The organism is Afifella aestuarii, from assembly GCF_004023665.1.
Classification (GTDB): Bacteria; Pseudomonadota; Alphaproteobacteria; order Rhizobiales; family Afifellaceae; genus Afifella; species Afifella aestuarii.
The window spans coordinates 1694314-1711119 of the sequence record NZ_SAUF01000001.1; the positions used below are offsets into that span (position 1 = coordinate 1694314).

19 protein-coding genes are annotated in these 16806 nt (G+C 62.9%); 7 read left to right on the forward strand and 12 right to left on the reverse strand.

Annotated features, from left to right (window positions below; genetic code table 11):
- Positions 1-185: 185 nt before the first annotated feature.
- Positions 186-995, forward strand: a complete 810-nt coding sequence (locus EO094_RS07910) for an RNA methyltransferase (protein ID WP_281275238.1) — start codon at positions 186-188, stop codon at positions 993-995.
- A gap of 5 nt (positions 996-1000) precedes the next feature.
- Positions 1001-1783 (forward strand): glutamate racemase, encoded by a 783-nt coding sequence (gene murI / locus EO094_RS07915; RefSeq protein ID WP_128291667.1) that lies wholly within the window; start codon positions 1001-1003, stop codon positions 1781-1783.
- Between the two features lie 81 nt (positions 1784-1864).
- Here murI and EO094_RS07920 read toward each other — a convergent pair whose 3' ends face one another.
- The gene (locus EO094_RS07920) at positions 1865-3214 is read right to left on the reverse strand and encodes an esterase-like activity of phytase family protein (RefSeq protein WP_128291874.1); all 1350 of its coding nucleotides are present in this window, start codon (positions 3212-3214) and stop codon (positions 1865-1867) included.
- A 352-nt stretch (positions 3215-3566) separates the two neighbouring features.
- Between EO094_RS07920 and rpsD the strand changes: the two genes are divergently transcribed.
- A complete protein-coding gene (gene rpsD / locus EO094_RS07925) occupies positions 3567-4187 on the forward strand; it encodes a 30S ribosomal protein S4 (protein WP_092816678.1) in 621 nt (206 codons plus the stop codon).
- Positions 4188-4286: 99 nt separating this feature from the next.
- A complete protein-coding gene (ttcA, locus tag EO094_RS07930; RefSeq protein ID WP_128291668.1) occupies positions 4287-5162 on the forward strand; it encodes a tRNA 2-thiocytidine(32) synthetase TtcA in 876 nt (291 codons plus the stop codon).
- A 57-nt stretch (positions 5163-5219) separates the two neighbouring features.
- On the opposite strand, the gene EO094_RS07935 is transcribed toward ttcA, so the two are convergent.
- From EO094_RS07935 to EO094_RS07955, 5 genes are all read right to left on the reverse strand, one after another.
- Positions 5220-6455: a multidrug effflux MFS transporter gene (locus EO094_RS07935; RefSeq protein ID WP_128291669.1), complete on the reverse strand. Its 1236-nt coding sequence runs from the start codon at positions 6453-6455 to the stop codon at positions 5220-5222.
- 312 nt (positions 6456-6767) lie between these two features.
- A complete protein-coding gene (gene grxD, locus EO094_RS07940; protein ID WP_128291670.1) occupies positions 6768-7097 on the reverse strand; it encodes a Grx4 family monothiol glutaredoxin in 330 nt (109 codons plus the stop codon).
- Between the two features lie 47 nt (positions 7098-7144).
- Positions 7145-7378 carry a BolA family protein gene (locus EO094_RS07945; protein ID WP_092816322.1) on the reverse strand — a complete coding sequence of 78 codons (234 nt, stop codon included), beginning with the start codon at positions 7376-7378 and terminating at the stop codon, positions 7145-7147.
- A gap of 107 nt (positions 7379-7485) precedes the next feature.
- Positions 7486-9717 (reverse strand): phosphoribosylformylglycinamidine synthase subunit PurL, encoded by a 2232-nt coding sequence (gene purL / locus EO094_RS07950; RefSeq protein WP_128291671.1) that lies wholly within the window; start codon positions 9715-9717, stop codon positions 7486-7488.
- A 134-nt stretch (positions 9718-9851) separates the two neighbouring features.
- Entirely contained in the window at positions 9852-11258 is a 1407-nt protein-coding gene (locus tag EO094_RS07955) for an aminotransferase-like domain-containing protein (protein WP_128291672.1), read from the reverse strand.
- Positions 11259-11340: 82 nt separating this feature from the next.
- On the opposite strand from EO094_RS07955, the gene EO094_RS07960 reads away from it, so the two are divergent.
- Complete coding sequence (locus tag EO094_RS07960; protein ID WP_128291673.1) at positions 11341-11568, forward strand: YjiS-like domain-containing protein; 228 nt, start codon at positions 11341-11343, stop codon at positions 11566-11568.
- Between the two features lie 113 nt (positions 11569-11681).
- On the opposite strand, the gene EO094_RS07965 is transcribed toward EO094_RS07960, so the two are convergent.
- The 6 genes from EO094_RS07965 to purC all read right to left on the reverse strand — a co-directional run bounded on the left by EO094_RS07965 (position 11682) and on the right by purC (position 15436).
- Entirely contained in the window at positions 11682-12122 is a 441-nt protein-coding gene (locus EO094_RS07965) for a hypothetical protein (RefSeq protein ID WP_128291674.1), read from the reverse strand.
- Positions 12119-12802, reverse strand: coding sequence for a phosphoribosylformylglycinamidine synthase subunit PurQ (purQ, locus tag EO094_RS07970; protein ID WP_128291675.1), 684 nt, complete (start codon positions 12800-12802; stop codon positions 12119-12121). Before purQ ends, EO094_RS07965 begins: the two co-directional genes overlap by 4 nt.
- A 16-nt stretch (positions 12803-12818) precedes the next feature.
- Positions 12819-13559, reverse strand: coding sequence for a DUF4336 domain-containing protein (locus EO094_RS07975; protein ID WP_128291676.1), 741 nt, complete (start codon positions 13557-13559; stop codon positions 12819-12821).
- A 339-nt stretch (positions 13560-13898) separates the two neighbouring features.
- Positions 13899-14066, reverse strand: a complete 168-nt coding sequence (locus tag EO094_RS18415; protein WP_164879586.1) for a hypothetical protein — start codon at positions 14064-14066, stop codon at positions 13899-13901.
- 215 nt (positions 14067-14281) lie between these two features.
- The gene (gene purS, locus EO094_RS07985; RefSeq protein WP_128291677.1) at positions 14282-14515 is read right to left on the reverse strand and encodes a phosphoribosylformylglycinamidine synthase subunit PurS; all 234 of its coding nucleotides are present in this window, start codon (positions 14513-14515) and stop codon (positions 14282-14284) included.
- A gap of 156 nt (positions 14516-14671) precedes the next feature.
- Positions 14672-15436, reverse strand: a complete 765-nt coding sequence (purC, locus tag EO094_RS07990) for a phosphoribosylaminoimidazolesuccinocarboxamide synthase (protein WP_128291678.1) — start codon at positions 15434-15436, stop codon at positions 14672-14674.
- Between the two features lie 200 nt (positions 15437-15636).
- Between purC and EO094_RS07995 the strand changes: the two genes are divergently transcribed.
- Together EO094_RS07995 and EO094_RS08000 are read left to right on the forward strand one after the other, a co-directional pair.
- The gene (locus EO094_RS07995) at positions 15637-15960 is read left to right on the forward strand and encodes a DUF1476 domain-containing protein (protein WP_128291679.1); all 324 of its coding nucleotides are present in this window, start codon (positions 15637-15639) and stop codon (positions 15958-15960) included.
- Positions 15961-15983: 23 nt separating this feature from the next.
- On the forward strand, positions 15984-16751 hold the full coding sequence (locus EO094_RS08000) for an HpcH/HpaI aldolase family protein (protein ID WP_128291680.1): 768 nt from the start codon (positions 15984-15986) through the stop codon (positions 16749-16751).
- The last annotated feature ends 55 nt before the right edge of the window (positions 16752-16806 follow it).

Here is a 16806-nt window from a genome sequence, read left to right on the forward strand (position 1 = left end):
GCCGCTCAGGCGAGGCCGAGCAGCGACAGAACCGCCACGACGATGACGATCAGACCAACGATATAGATAATGCTTCGCATCATGCCCTCTCTCAGTGTGCGTTCAATTCAGCTTTGCGGTGACAATTCCTGCTTTGCGACATGGTTCCGCGGATTTCTTGGCCCGCTGGGTCAAAGGAGGGGCGCGTGAGCGGCGAGAGCGGGGCAAAAACCCCTCAAGTCCCTGGGCCTGCAATCATCCTCGTCGAGCCGCAACTTGGCGAGAATATCGGCATGGTCGCCCGGGCAATGGCGAATTTCGGTCTGTCCGATCTGCGTCTCGTTGCGCCACGTGACGGCTGGCCGAACGAAAAGGCGCGCGCCGCGGCAAGCCGGGCCGATCATGTGATCGACGCGGTCCGGGTCTATGACAATGTCGCGGATGCGGTCGCAGAGCTTCGCTTCGTGCTCGCGACCACAGCCCGCACGCGCGAGATTCCGAAGGAGGTTCTGGGTCCGCGCGAGGCGGCGGCTGCCTTGCGCGAACACGAAAGCCTCGGTCAGGAGACCGGCCTCTTGTTCGGTCGCGAGCGCTGGGGGCTCGTCAACGAAGAGATCGCCTATGCCGACAAGATCGTGACGTTTCCCGTCAATCCGAGTTTCGCTTCCCTCAATCTGGCGCAATCCGTGCTTCTGATGAGCTACGAATGGCTGCAATCCGGCCTCGGTGAGGGCGAGCTTCCGACGCGGGCGGGGCTTCCGGAGCTCGATGAGATGCCGGCGCCGAAAGCGGAACTGGTCGGTTTGATGGAGCATCTGGAGAGCGCGCTCGAGCCGACGGGCTATTATCGCACCGAAGAAAAGCGCCCCGTGATGGTGCGCAATCTGCGAGCCATGCTGCAGAGGCCGGGGTTTACGACCACGGAAATCCGTGCGTTGCGCGGCGTGGTGGCCGCGCTCGAGGGCCGCAAAACGAAACGCGATATCGCGAGAGCGGCCGGCGAAGAGGATGAGTGACGAGAATGCATGACGCCGGCCCGGTGCTGGTGTTCGATTCCGGCCTCGGCGGACTTTCCGTCGTTCGGGCGATCAGCCAACAATTACCTCGCATCCGTCTCGTCTATGTGGCCGACGATGCAGCCTTTCCCTACGGGGATTGGGAAGACGACCAGCTGCGCACGCATATCGTCGAGCTGATGGGGCGCCTCATCGCCCAGTATCGCCCGACGGCGGTCGTCATTGCCTGCAACACGGCGTCGACGCTCGTTCTGCCGGCGCTGCGGGCCCGATACGAGATTCCCTTCGTCGGCACGGTCCCGGCGATCAAGCCGGCTGCCGAACAGACCAAGACCGGGATCATCGCCGTTCTTGCGACACCCGGCACCATGCGGCGCGATTATACGCGTGATCTCATCCGAAAGTTCGCCTCGCTCGTTCATGTGCGGCTCGTCGGCGCGCCGTTGCTGGCGGCGTTCGCCGAAGCGCGGATGCGCGGCGAAGCGATCGACGAGAGGTCGCTCGCAGAGCAGATCGAACCGTGCTTTGTGGAGATCGAAGGGCGGCGTACCGATATGGTGGTGCTCGCCTGCACGCATTATCCGTTCCTGGCCGATTTATTCGACAGGCATGCACCATGGCCGGTGTGTTTCATCGATCCCGCACCAGCCATTGCGCGTCGGCTGGCGAGTGTTCTGGAAGATCGCCGCGTGGATGGAGGGCGGGGGAGTGCCGCATTTACGAGCGGCCGGCCAGTACCTGCGCCGGTATTGGAGATCCTGCGGCAGTATCGGCTGGCTGCAGCTTAATTCCGGATCGGATGTTTCGCCGGCACGCCCGCAGGGAGACGGACGTGCCGGCGATGCCGATCGCTCGGCTTCAAAGAGTAACTATTCGGCTTTGAGGAAGTCGCCGACGTCCAGGAGCACGAATTCGTTGTCGTCGGCCTTGTCGAGGGACCGGCCTGCCGAGAAGGGCAGGTTGTTGTCGTTGCCGACGACGATATGCGTCGGGTCGACCACATCCACGTTCTCGATCGTCACGAAAGGCATGTCGTAAAAGCCTTCGCCGCCGCCCTGCACCTTCTTGCCGTCGGTGTCGTCGATCTTGAGAAGGTCGATGTAGCCGATCTTGCGGACAGGCCCGCCTTCCATCTCGTCGGTCATCTCGATCTTGTAGATGCGCTTCAGCCTGGCCGGATTGGCGAAGCAGTCGGTTGCCGTCGACTTCGGGTCGTCACAGGCCTCGTCGGCTGAGCCGGCGCCATTGTCGCGCTCGATGACGAGGCCGTGCGTGTCGTCGATCATGTTGAAGTCGCCGATCGCCTCGCCGCCCTCGGCGAGCGGATAGAGCCAGGAGCGGCCGGTCCATTCGCCCTTCGCCACATCGAATTCGATGATGCGCAATGCCGGATGGCCGTCGACCTTTTCGACTTCGCCGTCGACATAGACCGGACCTTCCAGCAGACCGTAGAGCTTCGACTTGTCGGGGGAGGAGGCGAGACCTTCGTAACCGCCGGAGCGCTTCAGATTGAAGGCGGGCATTTCGGTCGCCGGATTGCCAGGCAGGCGCAGGAAGGGATTGTCGGGCGAGGTGACCGGTTTGTCGCCGATTTTCGTCTCGACGAGTGTCTCGAGCTCTCCGTCCTTGTTGAATTTGAGGAGATAGGGCCCGAATTCCTCGCCGATCCAGAAGCCATCTTCGACCGGCTGGATCGATTCGACGTCGAAATCGGCACCGGTCAGATAGCGGCTTTCCGAGCCTTCGTTGACGATCGGGAAGGGTGCCACCTCGTTCGGATCGGACAGGAAAACGGTGTCGAGCCGGTTCACCTTGTTCGCGTCCCAGTCGAACGACAGATGATGGATCATCAAGGCCGCATCGGCCGAATTGATCTTGGAGCCGAAACCGTTGTCGGAGAGCGACCAGAAGGTGCCGTCGTCCATTTTCTTGATGCCGGAGAAACCCTGGATCGGCTGGCCGTCGAACGGCATGTTGAGGCCGGTCAGACGTGTACCGTCTTTGCCCGCGACCTTTGCGTCGCCGGCGCGATGGAAATCGGAGGAGGTGAACTTTGCGGAGGTGGCGAGGCTCGCCGGAGCGTCCTTCGGCGGCTCGACGAAAGTGGCTGCCGGCAGCACGGCATGCGCTTCGAGCTTCGCCGGGAACGCCTTCTCCTGCGCGTTCGCGTGGCTCAGAAGAGCGGCGGAAGCGGTTGCCGCCAGAAGGAATGTGCGCATCATCAATGTGGCCTCTCATTTCGGGTGCGCCTGGGCGCGCCAGGCTCTTCCATGAAGACGGCTTTCGTTGCAGGCCGTTGACGGGCGGATGAAGCGACGATGAAGAGCCCAGGAAGGCTTGCCGCCGCGGTTGGTGTTTGACAGCAAGCGATAAAACCCATAAGTGAGCCGCGGCCCGGCGCTTTCAGCGCGCGGGGCCCGCACCCGTGGGGTCACTTCCGCCAACTTTTGTTCGGATCGGAATTTCGGCGAGCGCTTCGCCGAGCCCCTGTCAGTCGTTTGTCCGCATGGGCGGCACGGGCGGCAGAGGAGGGCGCGTTTCGAAACGCGAAACGGTAAGGATATCAGCGTTATGAGCAAGCGCCAGAGCGCCAAGTACAAACTTGATCGCCGCATGGGCGAAAATATCTGGGGTCGCCCGAAGAGCCCGGTCAACAAGCGTGAATATGGCCCGGGCCAGCACGGTCAGCGTCGCAAGTCGAAGCTTTCGGACTTCGGTGTGCAGCTGCGCGCCAAGCAGAAGCTGAAGGGCTATTACGGCGAGATCCGTGAAAAGCAGTTCCGCAAGATTTACGACGAGGCCGCGCGCCTGAAGGGCGACACCTCGGAGAAGCTGATCGGCCTGCTGGAGAGCCGTCTCGACGCAATCGTCTACCGCGCGAAGTTCGTGGCGACGGTCTTTGCGGCACGGCAGTTCGTCAATCACGGTCATGTCCGCGTCAACGGCCAGAAGGTCAACATCCCGAGCTATCGCTGCAAGCCTGGCGACGTGATCGAAGTGCGCGAGCGCTCCAAGCAGATCGCCGTCGTGCTCGAGGCGACCGATCTCGCCGAGCGTGACGTGCCGGATTACATCGATGCCGACCACAACAAGATGACGGCCACCTTCACCCGCGTGCCGGCCTTCTCCGAAGTGCCGTATCCGGTGACGATGGAGCCGAACCTCGTGGTCGAGTTCTATTCGCGCCAGTAAACGGTTGCGATCCCAAAGCTTTTCAAGGGCCGCCTTCGGGCGGCCCTTTTTGTATCCATGGGCTTGAGCGAGCGGGCGGCTTCGGTGAAGGTGCGGGCGATGAGCGACGTTCTGGACGACATCGACGACGTGCTGGACGGGGCCGTGCCTCAGCCCGAGCCCGAGGAAGCTTCGGAAGCGACCCATCCGCTGTTCCGCCATGCGCCGGGCAGTGTCGCCTTCAAGAAGCTGCGCAAAAGGCTCCTGCGCGAAGTGCGCGAGACGTTGTCGACCTACGGGATGGTCGAAGAGGGCGCCCGGTGGCTCGTCTGCCTCTCCGGCGGCAAGGATTCGCACGCGCTCCTTGCCGTGCTTCTCGACCTCAAATGGCGGGGCCTCTTGCCGGTCGATCTGCTTGCCTGCAATCTCGATCAGGCCCAGCCGGGCTTCCCGGCCGAGATCCTGCCCGACTATTTCAAGCGACACGGCATTCCCTACAGGATCGAGCGGCGCGACACCTATTCGGTCGTGACGGAGAAGATCGCGCCGGGGCAGACGATGTGTGCGCTGTGCTCACGCCTCAGACGCGGTCATCTTTACCGGATCGCGCGCGAGGAAGGCTGTCAGGCCGTCGTTCTCGGCCATCACCGGGAAGACGCGCTCGAGACCTTTGTCATGAACATGCTGAACGGCGGCCGGCTTTCCTCGATGCCACCGAAGCTCAAGAACGACGCGGGCGATCTCCTGGTGCTGCGGCCGCTCATTCGCTCGGCCGAGGCGGATCTGGAGCGTTTCGCTGCAGGCCTCGAAGCCCCGATCATCCCGTGCAATCTCTGCGGATCGCAGGACGGGCTGGAGCGCCAGCGGGTGAAAGACATCCTGGCAGAATGGGAGCGCGAGCGGCCCGGCACCAAGGCAAACATGCTGCGAGCGCTCGCGCATCTGCGTCCCTCGCATCTGCACGATCCGACCCGCTTCGATTTCGGCGCTTTGTAGGTGAGCGGCGCTTCTTGCGCTCAGGCCATGGCGCGCCCGGTTCTGCGCGCTTTTTCGTTACGAATAGCGCTGGCGAAACAGAACGCCGTGTTCAGCGACGAGCACGGTCGCGATCGCCAAACCGGAAAGAATGGTGAGACCGAAGGCGAAGGGCGTGACGCTGCCATCGTAAAGGTAGCCCACGAACGCCCCGAAAAAGCCGCCGCCGAAGGTCTGCATGAAGCCGAGCACGGAGGAGGCCGTTCCGGCGACATGGCCGAGCGGCTCCATGGCGAGCGCGTTGAAATTGGTGCCGACGAAGCCGAAGAAAAAGAAGGCTGCGCTGATCAGCGGAAAAAACAGCCAGAACGGCATCGGGCCAGCATAAATGACCGACAGGATGGCCGTGACGAAGCTCAAGGCGCAGAAGCTGATCAGCGCCGTGTGAGCGAGGCGGCGCATGCCGAAACGGCCGACAAGGCGGGAATTGGCGAAAGAGGCGCCCGCGATCAGAACGGCGCTGCCGGAGAAAGCCACGGGAAACCAGGGGCCTAGGCCAAAGACCTCGACAAAGATCTGTTGCGATGAATTGAGGTACGAGAACAGACCCCCGAAGGCGAGAGCCGTGGCAAAGGCGTAGCCGAAGGCCTGCCGGTTGGTGAGCACGATGCGGAAGGCCTCGATGACCTTGCGTCCGTTGAGAGGGCGGCGGTTCTCGTCGGCAAGCGTTTCGGGCAGGCGCATTCCAGACCACAGCAGGACGATGGCGCCGAAGATTGCCGTGAAGAACAAGATCCAGTGCCAGCTTGCGACGAAGAGCACGAGCTGGCCGAGGGTCGGCGCAAAGATCGGCACGGCCATGAAGACCATCATGACGAGCGACATGAGGCTCGCCATCTGCCGTCCGCCGAAGGTGTCGCGCACGACTGAGATTGCAACGACGCGGGTTGCAGCTGCGCCCATTCCCTGCACCGTCCGGCAGGCGAGAAGAATGCCGAAATCGGGCGCGAGGGCCGAGGCCGTGCCCCCGACGACATAAATCACGAGGCCCGCGAGCAGGATCGGACGGCGGCCGAAGCGGTCGGCCAGTGGACCGAAGACGAGCTGGGCGATGCCAAAGCCCACCACGAACGCCGTGACGACGAATTGCCGGGAGTTCTGATCCTCGATCGAAAAGCTGCCTGCGATGTTGTCGAGGGCCGGCAGAATGATGTCGATCGCCATGGCATTGAGCGCCATCATCGAGGCGGCGAGGGCGACGAACTCGACATAGGGGATTGTCAGCCGGGAGGCGGCAGGCGTGGAGGATGGCATTGAAACGGTCTCCCCGGGCAGGACGTAGGCCCGCGCGGAACGAGTGCGGCAGAATTGTTGGGAGACCGGGTTCTAGGGCCCGCGGCGGACCCCTGCAAGGTCACGGGGCAAGCCGAATGCCCCTTCGCTGCGCCGGGAAGCGGGTCGCCTCAAAATGAAAGAGCCGGCTTTCGGCCGGCTCGGTCTTTGCAAATGAGATAATCCGCAGCCCGATTTAGCAGGAAATCAGGAGACTCGCTTATTCAGCCGCAGCTCCCGTCAGGCATCGCTGAGCGGTGATCGAAGACGCGCGAGCGCGACCTCCGCTCGCCCTTACGCCGCTTTGGCGACGCCTTTTTCTTCCATCAGGTTCTGCAGCTCGCCCGCCTGGAACATCTCGCGGATGATATCGGCGCCACCGACGAACTCGCCCTTCACGTAAAGCTGCGGGATGGTCGGCCAGTTGGTGTAGTCCTTGATCCCCTGGCGCAGATCGTCGGATTCCAGGACATTGACGCCCTGATAGGCGACGCCGAGATAATCGAGGATCTGAACGGTCTGGCCCGAGAAGCCGCATTGCGGAAAGGTCGGCGTGCCTTTCATGAACAAGACGACATCGTTGGACTTCACCTGGCTATCGATCCATTCGTTGATCGCTGACATGATCGCTGGTCCTCCAGACTGCGGGCGCGGCCGCGCAGTCTCGTCGGTTATTCCGGGATGCTGGTCTGCAGGGCGAGGGCGTGCAATTTGCCACCCATGTCTCCCTTGAGCGCCTCATAGACCATCTGATGCTGCTGCACGCGGCTCTTGCCGCGAAAGCTTTCGGATACAACCTCTGCGGCGAAATGGTCGCCGTCGCCGGCAAGATCCCTGATCGTCACACTCGCATCGGGAAATGCTTCGCGTATCAGACGCTCGATCTCCCCTGCATTCATCGGCATTCTTGGTTGCTCCTCGTGCGTATGCGCCGAATGTGGTCAATCGACCCTGAAACGTCAATCCGGCGACCCTGAAAGGTCAATCTCGCCTTTCGCATGGGGAGGGCCGCTCAGGCCCCCGCCATGTATTTGGGAAACCAGCCTTCGAAGGCTTCGCGAAGCGCGGCGACGGCGGCCGAGCCGGCATTGCGGAACGTCAGCGCATCGCCCGCCACTTTGCCGATTTGAACGGCCGGTACGCCCGCCTTCGCGGCGGCCTGCAAAACTCTTTCCGCCTCTTGCGGCTCAAGCGTCACCACATAGCGAGCCTGATCTTCTCCGAAGAGAGCACGATCGGCACGCCCGGGCGCTTCCTCGATTTCGGCTCCGAGATTGCCGGCGAGTGCCATTTCGGCAAGCGCCACGGCAAGCCCGCCATCGGAGCAATCGTGCACGGCGGTGACGGTGCCCTCGTGAATGAGACCGCGGACGAAATCGCCGTGCTTCATCTCCCTGGCGAGATCAACGCGCGGCGGGGCACCTTCCTCGCGGCCGAAAATCTCTCGCAGATAGACCGACTGGCCGAGTTCTGAGCCCCAGCTTTCGGCGTCCGCACCGATGAGGAGGATAACATCACCCTCTTGTTTGAACGAGATGGTGGCCGCCTTCTTCCAGTCATCGAGAAGGCCGATACCGGCGATCGTCGGGGTCGGCAGGATCGCCTGACCAGAGGTCTCGTTGTAGAGCGAGACATTGCCGGAGACGATCGGGAAGGAAAGCGCCTTGCAGGCCTCGCCCAGCCCCTGCAGCGCCTTCACGAAGACGCCCATGATCTCCGGCTTTTCCGGATTGCCGAAATTCAGATTGTCGGTGACGGCGAGCGGCGTTGCGCCGACGGCCGTGATGTTGCGCCAGCATTCGGCAACCGCCTGCTTGCCGCCCTCGAAGGGATCGGCTTCGACATAGCGCGGGGTTACGTCGGAGGAGAGGGCGAGCGCCTTGTCGCCCTTCGCGCCGAAGCTCCGGTCGATCCGGACGACGGCGGCGTCGCCGCCCGGCCGCACGACGGTGTTGCCCTGGACGAGGTGGTCGTATTGCTCAAAAACCCAGCGTTTTGACGCGAGGTCCGGCGTGCCCATCATCTGGATGAGGGCGAGGCCGAGATCGCCCGGCGCGGGAAGGGAGGCGAGGTCGAGCGGCGCGGCCTTGGCAGGTTCCACCCAGGGACGGTCGTATTCCGGGGCTTCGTCGCCCAGATCCTTGATCGGCAGGTCCGCCACTTCCTCGCCGTAGCGCGACACACGGAAGCGGAGATCGTCGGTGGTTTCGCCGACCTCGGCGAAGTCGAGGCCCCATTTCTTGAAGACCGCCTCGGCCGCTTCGCGCTTGTCGGGGCGCAGCACCATCAGCATGCGCTCCTGGCTTTCCGACAGCATCATCTCATAGGCCGTCATGGCGCGTTCGCGGGTCGGCACCTTGTCGAGGTCGAGACGGATGCCGAGATCGCCCTTCGCGCCCATTTCGACGGCGGAACAGGTGAGGCCGGCGGCGCCCATGTCCTGGATGGCAACGACGGCGCCTGTCGTCATCAGTTCCAGGCAGGCTTCCAGAAGACGTTTTTCGGTGAAGGGGTCTCCGACCTGGACGGTCGGGCGCTTCGACTGCGTCTCTTCACCGAACTCGGCGGAGGCCATCGAGGCGCCGCCGACGCCATCGCGTCCGGTCTTGGCGCCGAGATAGACGACGGGAAGGCCGACGCCTTCCGCCTTGGAATAGAAGATCGCATCTTTCCGGGCGATGCCGAGGGCGAAGGCGTTGACGAGGCAATTGCCGTTGTAGCGGGGATGGAAATTCACCTCGCCGCCGACCGTCGGCACGCCGAAGGAATTGCCGTAGCCGCCGACACCGGCGACGACGCCCGCCACGACGTGGCGCGTCTTTTCATGGTCCGGCTCGCCGAAGCGCAGCGCGTTCATCGCCGCCACGGGCCGTGCGCCCATGGTGAAGACATCGCGCAGGATGCCGCCGACGCCGGTCGCGGCCCCCTGATAGGGCTCGATGTAGGAGGGGTGGTTGTGGCTTTCCATCTTGAAGACGGCCACGAGACCATCGCCGATATCGACGATGCCGGCGTTCTCGCCAGGGCCGCAGACGACCTGCGGTCCGCTCGTCGGCAGCGTTTTCAGCCACTTCTTCGAGCTCTTGTAGGAACAATGCTCGTTCCACATGGCCGAGAAGATGCCGAGCTCGGTGATCGTCGGCGTGCGCCCGATCAGTTCCAGGATCCGCTCGTATTCGTCGGGCTTGAGCCCGTGGGCGGCAATGAGGTCTTCGGTGATCTCGGGCGCGTTCTGTGGATGCATGTCTCTGCCTGATGCTTCTGGCCGCCGTGTCTTAGCGCGTGATGGCGCGCGACACACCCGCTCTTGCGAAAAATCCCCATGCATGGAGGCGCAGCAGGTTTTGGGCGTCGCCGGAAGCGTTCAGAGCGACCGCCTCAATTGTAGCTGTCGTAGGCGGCCGGACCCTGATCCAGAAGGCGGCGGAGCGTGCGGAAGCCCTCGGCCGTGCGGTCGCTATCCTTCACGGTGGTGAAACCGACGCGCACGCCATGGAAGGAGGTGTCGGAGCGGACCGGCTTGTACTCGTCCTCCTCGTCGATGCGGATGTTCTCGCCCAGCGCGGCGTTCTTGAACGTGCCGGAAAGCCACGGCTCCGGAAGATTGAGCCACAGGAACGGGGACACGTCGTCCAGATAGACATCGAGGCCTGAGAAAATCTCGCGCGCCAGGCCAACACGCCGTGCGATTTCCGCCTGGGTCTTCGCCATCAGCTCGAAGGCCGCGCCGGAGGCGATCAGCCGGGCGACGAGCTCGGCCATCAGGAAAGGCTTTCCGCCGGTCAGCATCTTGTGGGCGATGTTGATGCGATTGGCGAAATGCGGAGGGCAGGCGACGAAGCCGCCGCGCAGGCCGGCCGCGACGGCCTTCGACAGGCTGCTCACATAGAAGACGCGCTCGGGTGCAATCGATGCAATCGGTGGCGGTCCTCCGCGCGACAGGACCCCATAGACCGCGTCTTCGATGATGTAGGTCTGATGGCGATAGGCAATGTCGGCGATCTCCCGTCGGCGCGTTTCGCCCATTACGGCGAGAGTGGGGTTCTGCAAGGCCGGCATGACGAACAGGATTTTCGGGTGCTGCTGTGCGCAGAGGCGCTCGAAATCCTCCGCTATCGGGCCTTCGCGGTCGGCGGCCACCTGCACGGGGCGCCGACCGAGGAGTGCTACGCTGCGCGCGATCGAGGCATAGGTGAGGGGCTCGAAGGCGATGCGATCGCCCGGCGACGTCACCGCGGCGACGATGGTCATGATGGCGGCATGGGCACCGAATGTCGGGACGACGTCTCCCGGAGATGGCTCCCAGTCGTGTCGTGTCAGCCAGCGGGCTCCTGCCTCGGCCCATCGTTGCGGCACGTCCCGAATGTAGTTGGAGACCGCGTTCGGGTATTCCCGGCATATCTCGCCGGTCAGCCGTGCCATCACAGCCGCCGCGCCGTTCTCGGGCGCCGCCGTCGTGTCGAATCTGAGGGCCCCCTCCGGCCCCGGCCGATCGCCGGTGGCATAGGTGATCGTGGGCGGCAGAGGCGCCTGGCGCGCATGCGCGGCCTGCACATAGGTGCCGCGACCGACTTCACCGGACACGAGGCCTCGCTCCCGGGCGAGGGAATAGGCGCGGCTCACCGTGCCGATGGTCACGCCGATATCAAAGGCGAGATTGCGCTGCGGCGGCAGCCTCGTGCCCGCGGGGAGCTGACCCGCGTCGATCGCCTGCTCGAGCTGATCGGCGAGGCGGACATAAAGCGGCCCCTGGCCGGAGGAGAGATCGGGAAGCCAATTTGTCATGGTGTCAATGTTGTATATTGCACCAATCAGCAGGGTCAATCAAAACATTGCCTGTCGCAAGTCGTACCGATGGAGACGAACGATGGGTTCAATTGCTACATTTTCCAGTGTCAGGCTTTCCCGCTTTCAGCAGGCGCAGCTGGGCATGCGAATTGTTGTGGTGCGCCTGTCGAGCCGGCTTGCGCTTATGATTGAAAGGCGACGCACGAGGCGAGCGCTGCTGTCTCTTACGGATGACCAGCTGAAGGATATCGGTGTCTCACGAGCCGATGCGTATCGCGAGGGGCTTCGCCGTCCCTGGGATGTCTAGGCTTCGCGCTCGCGCCCTGGCAGGTGCGTCGCCGCTCGGCGGGCGCCCGCTGCCGCGTCAGCGGAAACCGAGAGTCTTATGAGAGACTTCGGCGTCTTGATTGAGATATCGAATCAAGCTGTGCAGGCGCTGGAACCGGCGGACCAGCGCGCGATGTCGGCCCGTATCCGCGGAGCCGCCTCGGTGGCGAGGAGCGGACCGAAGAGTTTGACTTCGGCGCCGCGGCCATCTTCCTGAGCCTGGACGACCAGCCGCGGCAATCCGCCGGGCTCGTTCTTCGGCAGGACGAGAATGCGCGGCTGCCCGGAATAGGAATTGAGTTCCGGCGCGTAGATGTAGGAGGCGAAGGTCGCATCGCCCGCGAACCAGCATTGCCCCATGGCGCGGGCGATGCGCGTCGATGCATCGAGCGGCCGATCGCTGGCCGAATAGCTCAGATAGTCTTTTTGAGCCTGGGTGCAGCCGGCCGCGACGAGTGTCGCGATGGCGATGCCGGCAAATCCGCGCAATGGGGAGCGGATTGGCCGAACCTTGCGGCCGGATGAGCCGCTCAAGCGGCCTTCTCCTGCAGGCCTTCCACGAGCCCCTTGAAAAGGGCGAGCCCGTCGTCGCCGCCATGTGCGGCTTCCACGAGATCTTCCGGGTGTGGCATCATGCCGAGCACGTTGCGGCGCTCATTGGTGATGCCGGCAATGTCGCGCTGCGAGCCGTTGGGATTGGTGCCGTCGGCGTAGCGGAACACGACCCGATCCTCGGCTTCGAGCCGATCGAGGGTTTCCGTGTCGGCAAAATAGTTTCCGTCGGCATGGGCGACGGGGCAGCGGATCACCTGGCCGGAGCGATAGAAGCTCGTGAAGGGCGTTGCCGTGTTCGTTACCTTGAGCTTGACCTCGCGGCAGACGAATTTGAGCGAGGCGTTGCGCATCAATGCGCCGGGCAGAAGGCCCGCTTCGCACAGGGCCTGAAATCCGTTGCAGACGCCGAGCACCATGGCGCCGTCATTGGCGCGCCTGGCCACGTCGCGCATCACCGGAGAATGGGCGGCGATCGCGCCGGAGCGCAGATAATCGCCGAAAGAGAAGCCGCCAGGGAGCACGATCAGGTCGACGCCGGAAGGCAGGCTCGTCTCTCCGTGCCAGACGATGTCGGCATCGCGCCCGGAGACGAGGCGGAGTGCCGCCGCCATGTCGCCTTCGCGGTTGGTGCCGGGAAACTGGATGATGGCGGCTTTCATGCGTGTATCCGATTTGTCAAAGAAGCCAGCGAAAGGCGCGACGAAGCTCCGCCTCTGCGTTCGTTAGATAGCATCGGCCATGGGCGATAAGAACCCGTTCCGGTTTGCGCTCCAGCATTTCTTTCACGGTCTGGCGCAGCTTCTTTTTGTGGCCGAGAAAGGTGAGGCGAACGTCGCGTGGCGTCGAACCGTTCGGATCCAGCACGCCGCCGATCTTCATAAGCGGCGGCATGTGGCGGCAGGTGACGCGGTCGCGCTCGAAGTTCTCGATCATGTCGGTCAGAACGAGCGTTTTTGACGGAACATGGAAGAGCTCGAGCTCCGTCATGAAGCTGCCGATGAGCGGAAACAGCTCGACTTCGCCAGCCCATGCCGCCGGGGCTTCCTCGCAGAGTTCCGCATCGAAGCCTGAAAACCGCTCTTTTGCGGCCTCGCGTACGCCGGGGGCGGCATAGGCGATCGCGTTCGGGAAGCGCGCCTTCCACTCGCCGATCCACCAAAAATGCAGACGGTTCGGGGCGACGAGGAAGCGGACCTCTCCGAGCGCCGCGAGGGCTTCGACGAGATCTTCGCTGAGTGGCGTCGGGGAGTGCAGGAGAAGGGCGCCGTCGGCAAGACGGATCACGGTCATGCGGGTCGTGAACGGCAATGTGCCGATCACGTAGCTCATGGCGATCTCCGGCCCGTCGACGATCCACACATTCTCGGCGATGGGCTTGAGAGCGTTGAGCGGTTCGTAAGGGATGAGGCAGCTCATCTGGCGGTTCTCCGAAGGATGAGTCGTCCCTCTCTCAGATCAACTTGGCGGGCATATGACGGTGCGTCTGCCGCGAGAAGCCGCTTCAACCTGCCTGCAGATCGCCTGGGGGAGGAGCTTTCCGGATTTTTTGTTCCGTCGGCCATTCCGGTGGACGGTAACCGCCGACCATCCATTCCAAAACGCGACAGGCGATTGGATTGGGCGGCCTCGCGGTTGCCACGCTTTCGGCTTCCCATTTGCGCACGGTACGTCCGTTTGTGTTGAGGATTGTGCCAAGTTCTGACGCCGAGAGGCCTAATCTCCGCCGAGCCTCTTTGAATTCGCGGGGAGTCCTTATCACTTTATAACGCCAGTCGCCGAGAGTACGACTATCGTGCCGACAATCGTAGCAAATATAAAGATGTTCACTGCAAGAACAGCCTGAAAGACGTCTGCCTTTGTGACCGCACGCTCTTCGATCTGATCAAGGCGTCTGGCAAGCGCGTCAAATTCGGTTTCGGTCATATTATGTGTCACCGTTCAAGCCGCGATTTGGAGGAGCTTGTTGTCCTCTGATGTGCGCAATATAGACCTGTCGGGCCTCATGACTAAATGCGTCTTTGCGTCTCCGATCGTCTCGGAACACGCTTTCGTTCGGTGGCGACGAAAGCTAGGCGGTTGTTGAGTTTATCTAGGAGGCAGGCGTTTTCGAGGCGCTGCGGTTTCCGCCCGTGCCGCGATTACAGCATTTCGATGCGATAATCTTCGATCACGGTGTTGGCGAGAAGCGTCTCGCACATTTCGCGGATGCGTTCTTCGGAGGCGTGCTCCGGCGCGAGCTCGATGTCGATGACCTTGCCCTGGCGCACCGATTCGACACCGGAGAAACCGAGAGCGCCGAGCGCGCCCTGAATGGCCTGGCCCTGCGGGTCCAACACGCCGTCCTTCAGCGTCACGAAAATGCGGGCTTTCATGCCATCTTCCGCGCCGGTTCGGCCGGGCGGCCCCTCTATGCTGCGGTGCTGCCGACTGCGTCGGCTCCGTCTGAATAAACAAAAACGCGGCGCCGGGGCGAGCCCGCGCGCCGCGCGATCAACATGTCTTTTTCAGGCCCACGGACGGTGCCGAGCCTACTGAACCAGGACAGGGCCCGTGCCGGTGACACGCTCGTTGGAGTTCAACAGGCCGAGCCGGCGCGCAACTTCTTGATAAGCCTCTAGGAGGCCGCCGAGATCGCGGCGGAAGCGGTCCTTGTCGAGCTTCTCGTTGGAGCTCATGTCCCACAGACGGCAGGAATCGGGCGAGATCTCATCGGCGACGACAATGCGCATCATGTCGTTCTCGAAGAGGCGGCCGCATTCCATCTTGAAATCGACGAGGCGGATGCCGACGCCGAGGAAAAGGCCCGACAGGAAGTCGTTCACACGAATCGCGAGCGACATGATGTCGTCCATCTCCTGGGGCGTGGCCCAGCCGAAGGCCGTGATGTGTTCTTCCGACACCATCGGATCGTCGAGTTCATCGTTCTTATAGTAGAATTCGATGATCGAGCGCGGCAGCGGCGTGCCTTCGTCGATGCCGAGCCGCTTCGAAAGAGACCCTGCGGCGACGTTCCGGACAACGACCTCGAGCGGGATGATCTCCACCTCGCGAATCAACTGCTCGCGCATGTTGAGGCGCCGAATGAAATGGGTCGGGATGCCCATGTCATTGAGATTGTTGAAGATGTACTCGGAGATGCGGTTGTTCAGAACGCCCTTGCCATCGACGATTTGATGTTTCTTGGCGTTGAACGCGGTCGCGTCATCCTTGAAATGCTGAATGAGCGTTCCCGGCTCCGGCCCCTCGTAGAGGATCTTGGCCTTGCCTTCGTAGATGCGGCGACGACGGTTCATAGGTTTCAGTCTAACGATCATGATGAGGAAAGATGGGCTGGCGAGTGTCGGCTCCGAAGCGGCGATCCGCCATTTGCTGTCGGAACCTAGCCGAAAGCTCGGGGAAGCACAATGTCGTGTTAACGGCGGCGGTTGGCGGCATTGCGGAGCGCATACTCTCCCGCTAACAGAGCCGTAGTCGTGGGAGGGAGTGAGCGGCTATGACAACATTCGACGATCGCGAAAACGCTTATGAGAATAAGTTCGCGTATGACGAAGAGCTGAAGTTCAAGTCGATCGCGCGGCGTAACCGTCTTCTTGGCCTCTGGGCTGCTGAAAAGCTCGGAAAAGATGGCGAAGATATGGAGGCTTACGCTCGCGAGGTGGTGAGGGCAGATTTCGCCGAACCTGGTGAAGAAGATGTCTTTCGCAAGGTAAAGACCGATCTGGAGGCGGGCGGCGTGTCCTGCTCCGACGAAGAGCTCCGTCAGCTCATGCGCCGTTTCCTGGTGGAAGCGGCCGAGCAGATCGAGGCCGCACGCTGAGCGAGGACAATAACGCCAGGAGGCTGCCGACGCTCGCGGGACGACTGCGGGCGGGCGAGAAACTCGTTTCCGCCTGGTCGGGCCTTCCTGATCCGCTCATCGCCGAGACGCTCGCAAGGCTCGGCTTCGATGCGGTCACGCTCGATATGCAGCACGGCTTTCATTCGACCGAAAGCGTGCTGAGGGGAATCGCCGGTGCGGCACTCGCCGGCAAGCCTGCGATCGTGCGCATCCCGGTCGGCCGCTTCGACATGGCGAGCCGCGCGCTCGATATGGGCGCTGCGGCGGTGATTGCTCCGATGATCAACGATATCGACGATGCGCGTGCCTTTGCGGCGGCGACGAAGTTTCCTCCGCTCGGCGAACGCTCCTGGGGGCCGCATCGGGCCATGCAGCTTTCGCGGCATGGGGACGTCTCGACGTTCATGCGGACAGCGGATGGCGAGACGCTTTCCTTCGCCATGATCGAAACCCGCAAGGCCTTTGACCGTCTCAACGATATTCTGGACGTCGAGGGGATCGATGGCGTTTTCGTCGGCCCTGCGGATTTTTCCATCGCCTGGAGCGAAGGGGCGAAGGTCGATCCTCGCCTTGAAGAGATGATGCCGGCAATCGAGGCGATCGCAGCGGCTGCGGATCGGAGCGGCAAGCTCGCCGCCATCTATGCGGCAGATCCCGGCCTTGCCGGGCGCTACCGCCAGATGGGGTACCGGCTCGTGGCGACCGCGTCCGATACTGAAAGTCTGGTTTTGGGGGCCACGAGCCTTCTGGAGCGTGCGAAGGCGGAATAAAGCCGCTCGCCTCCGCCACTCCGGCGTCCGCCACTAAAGACTCGCACGGGACGTT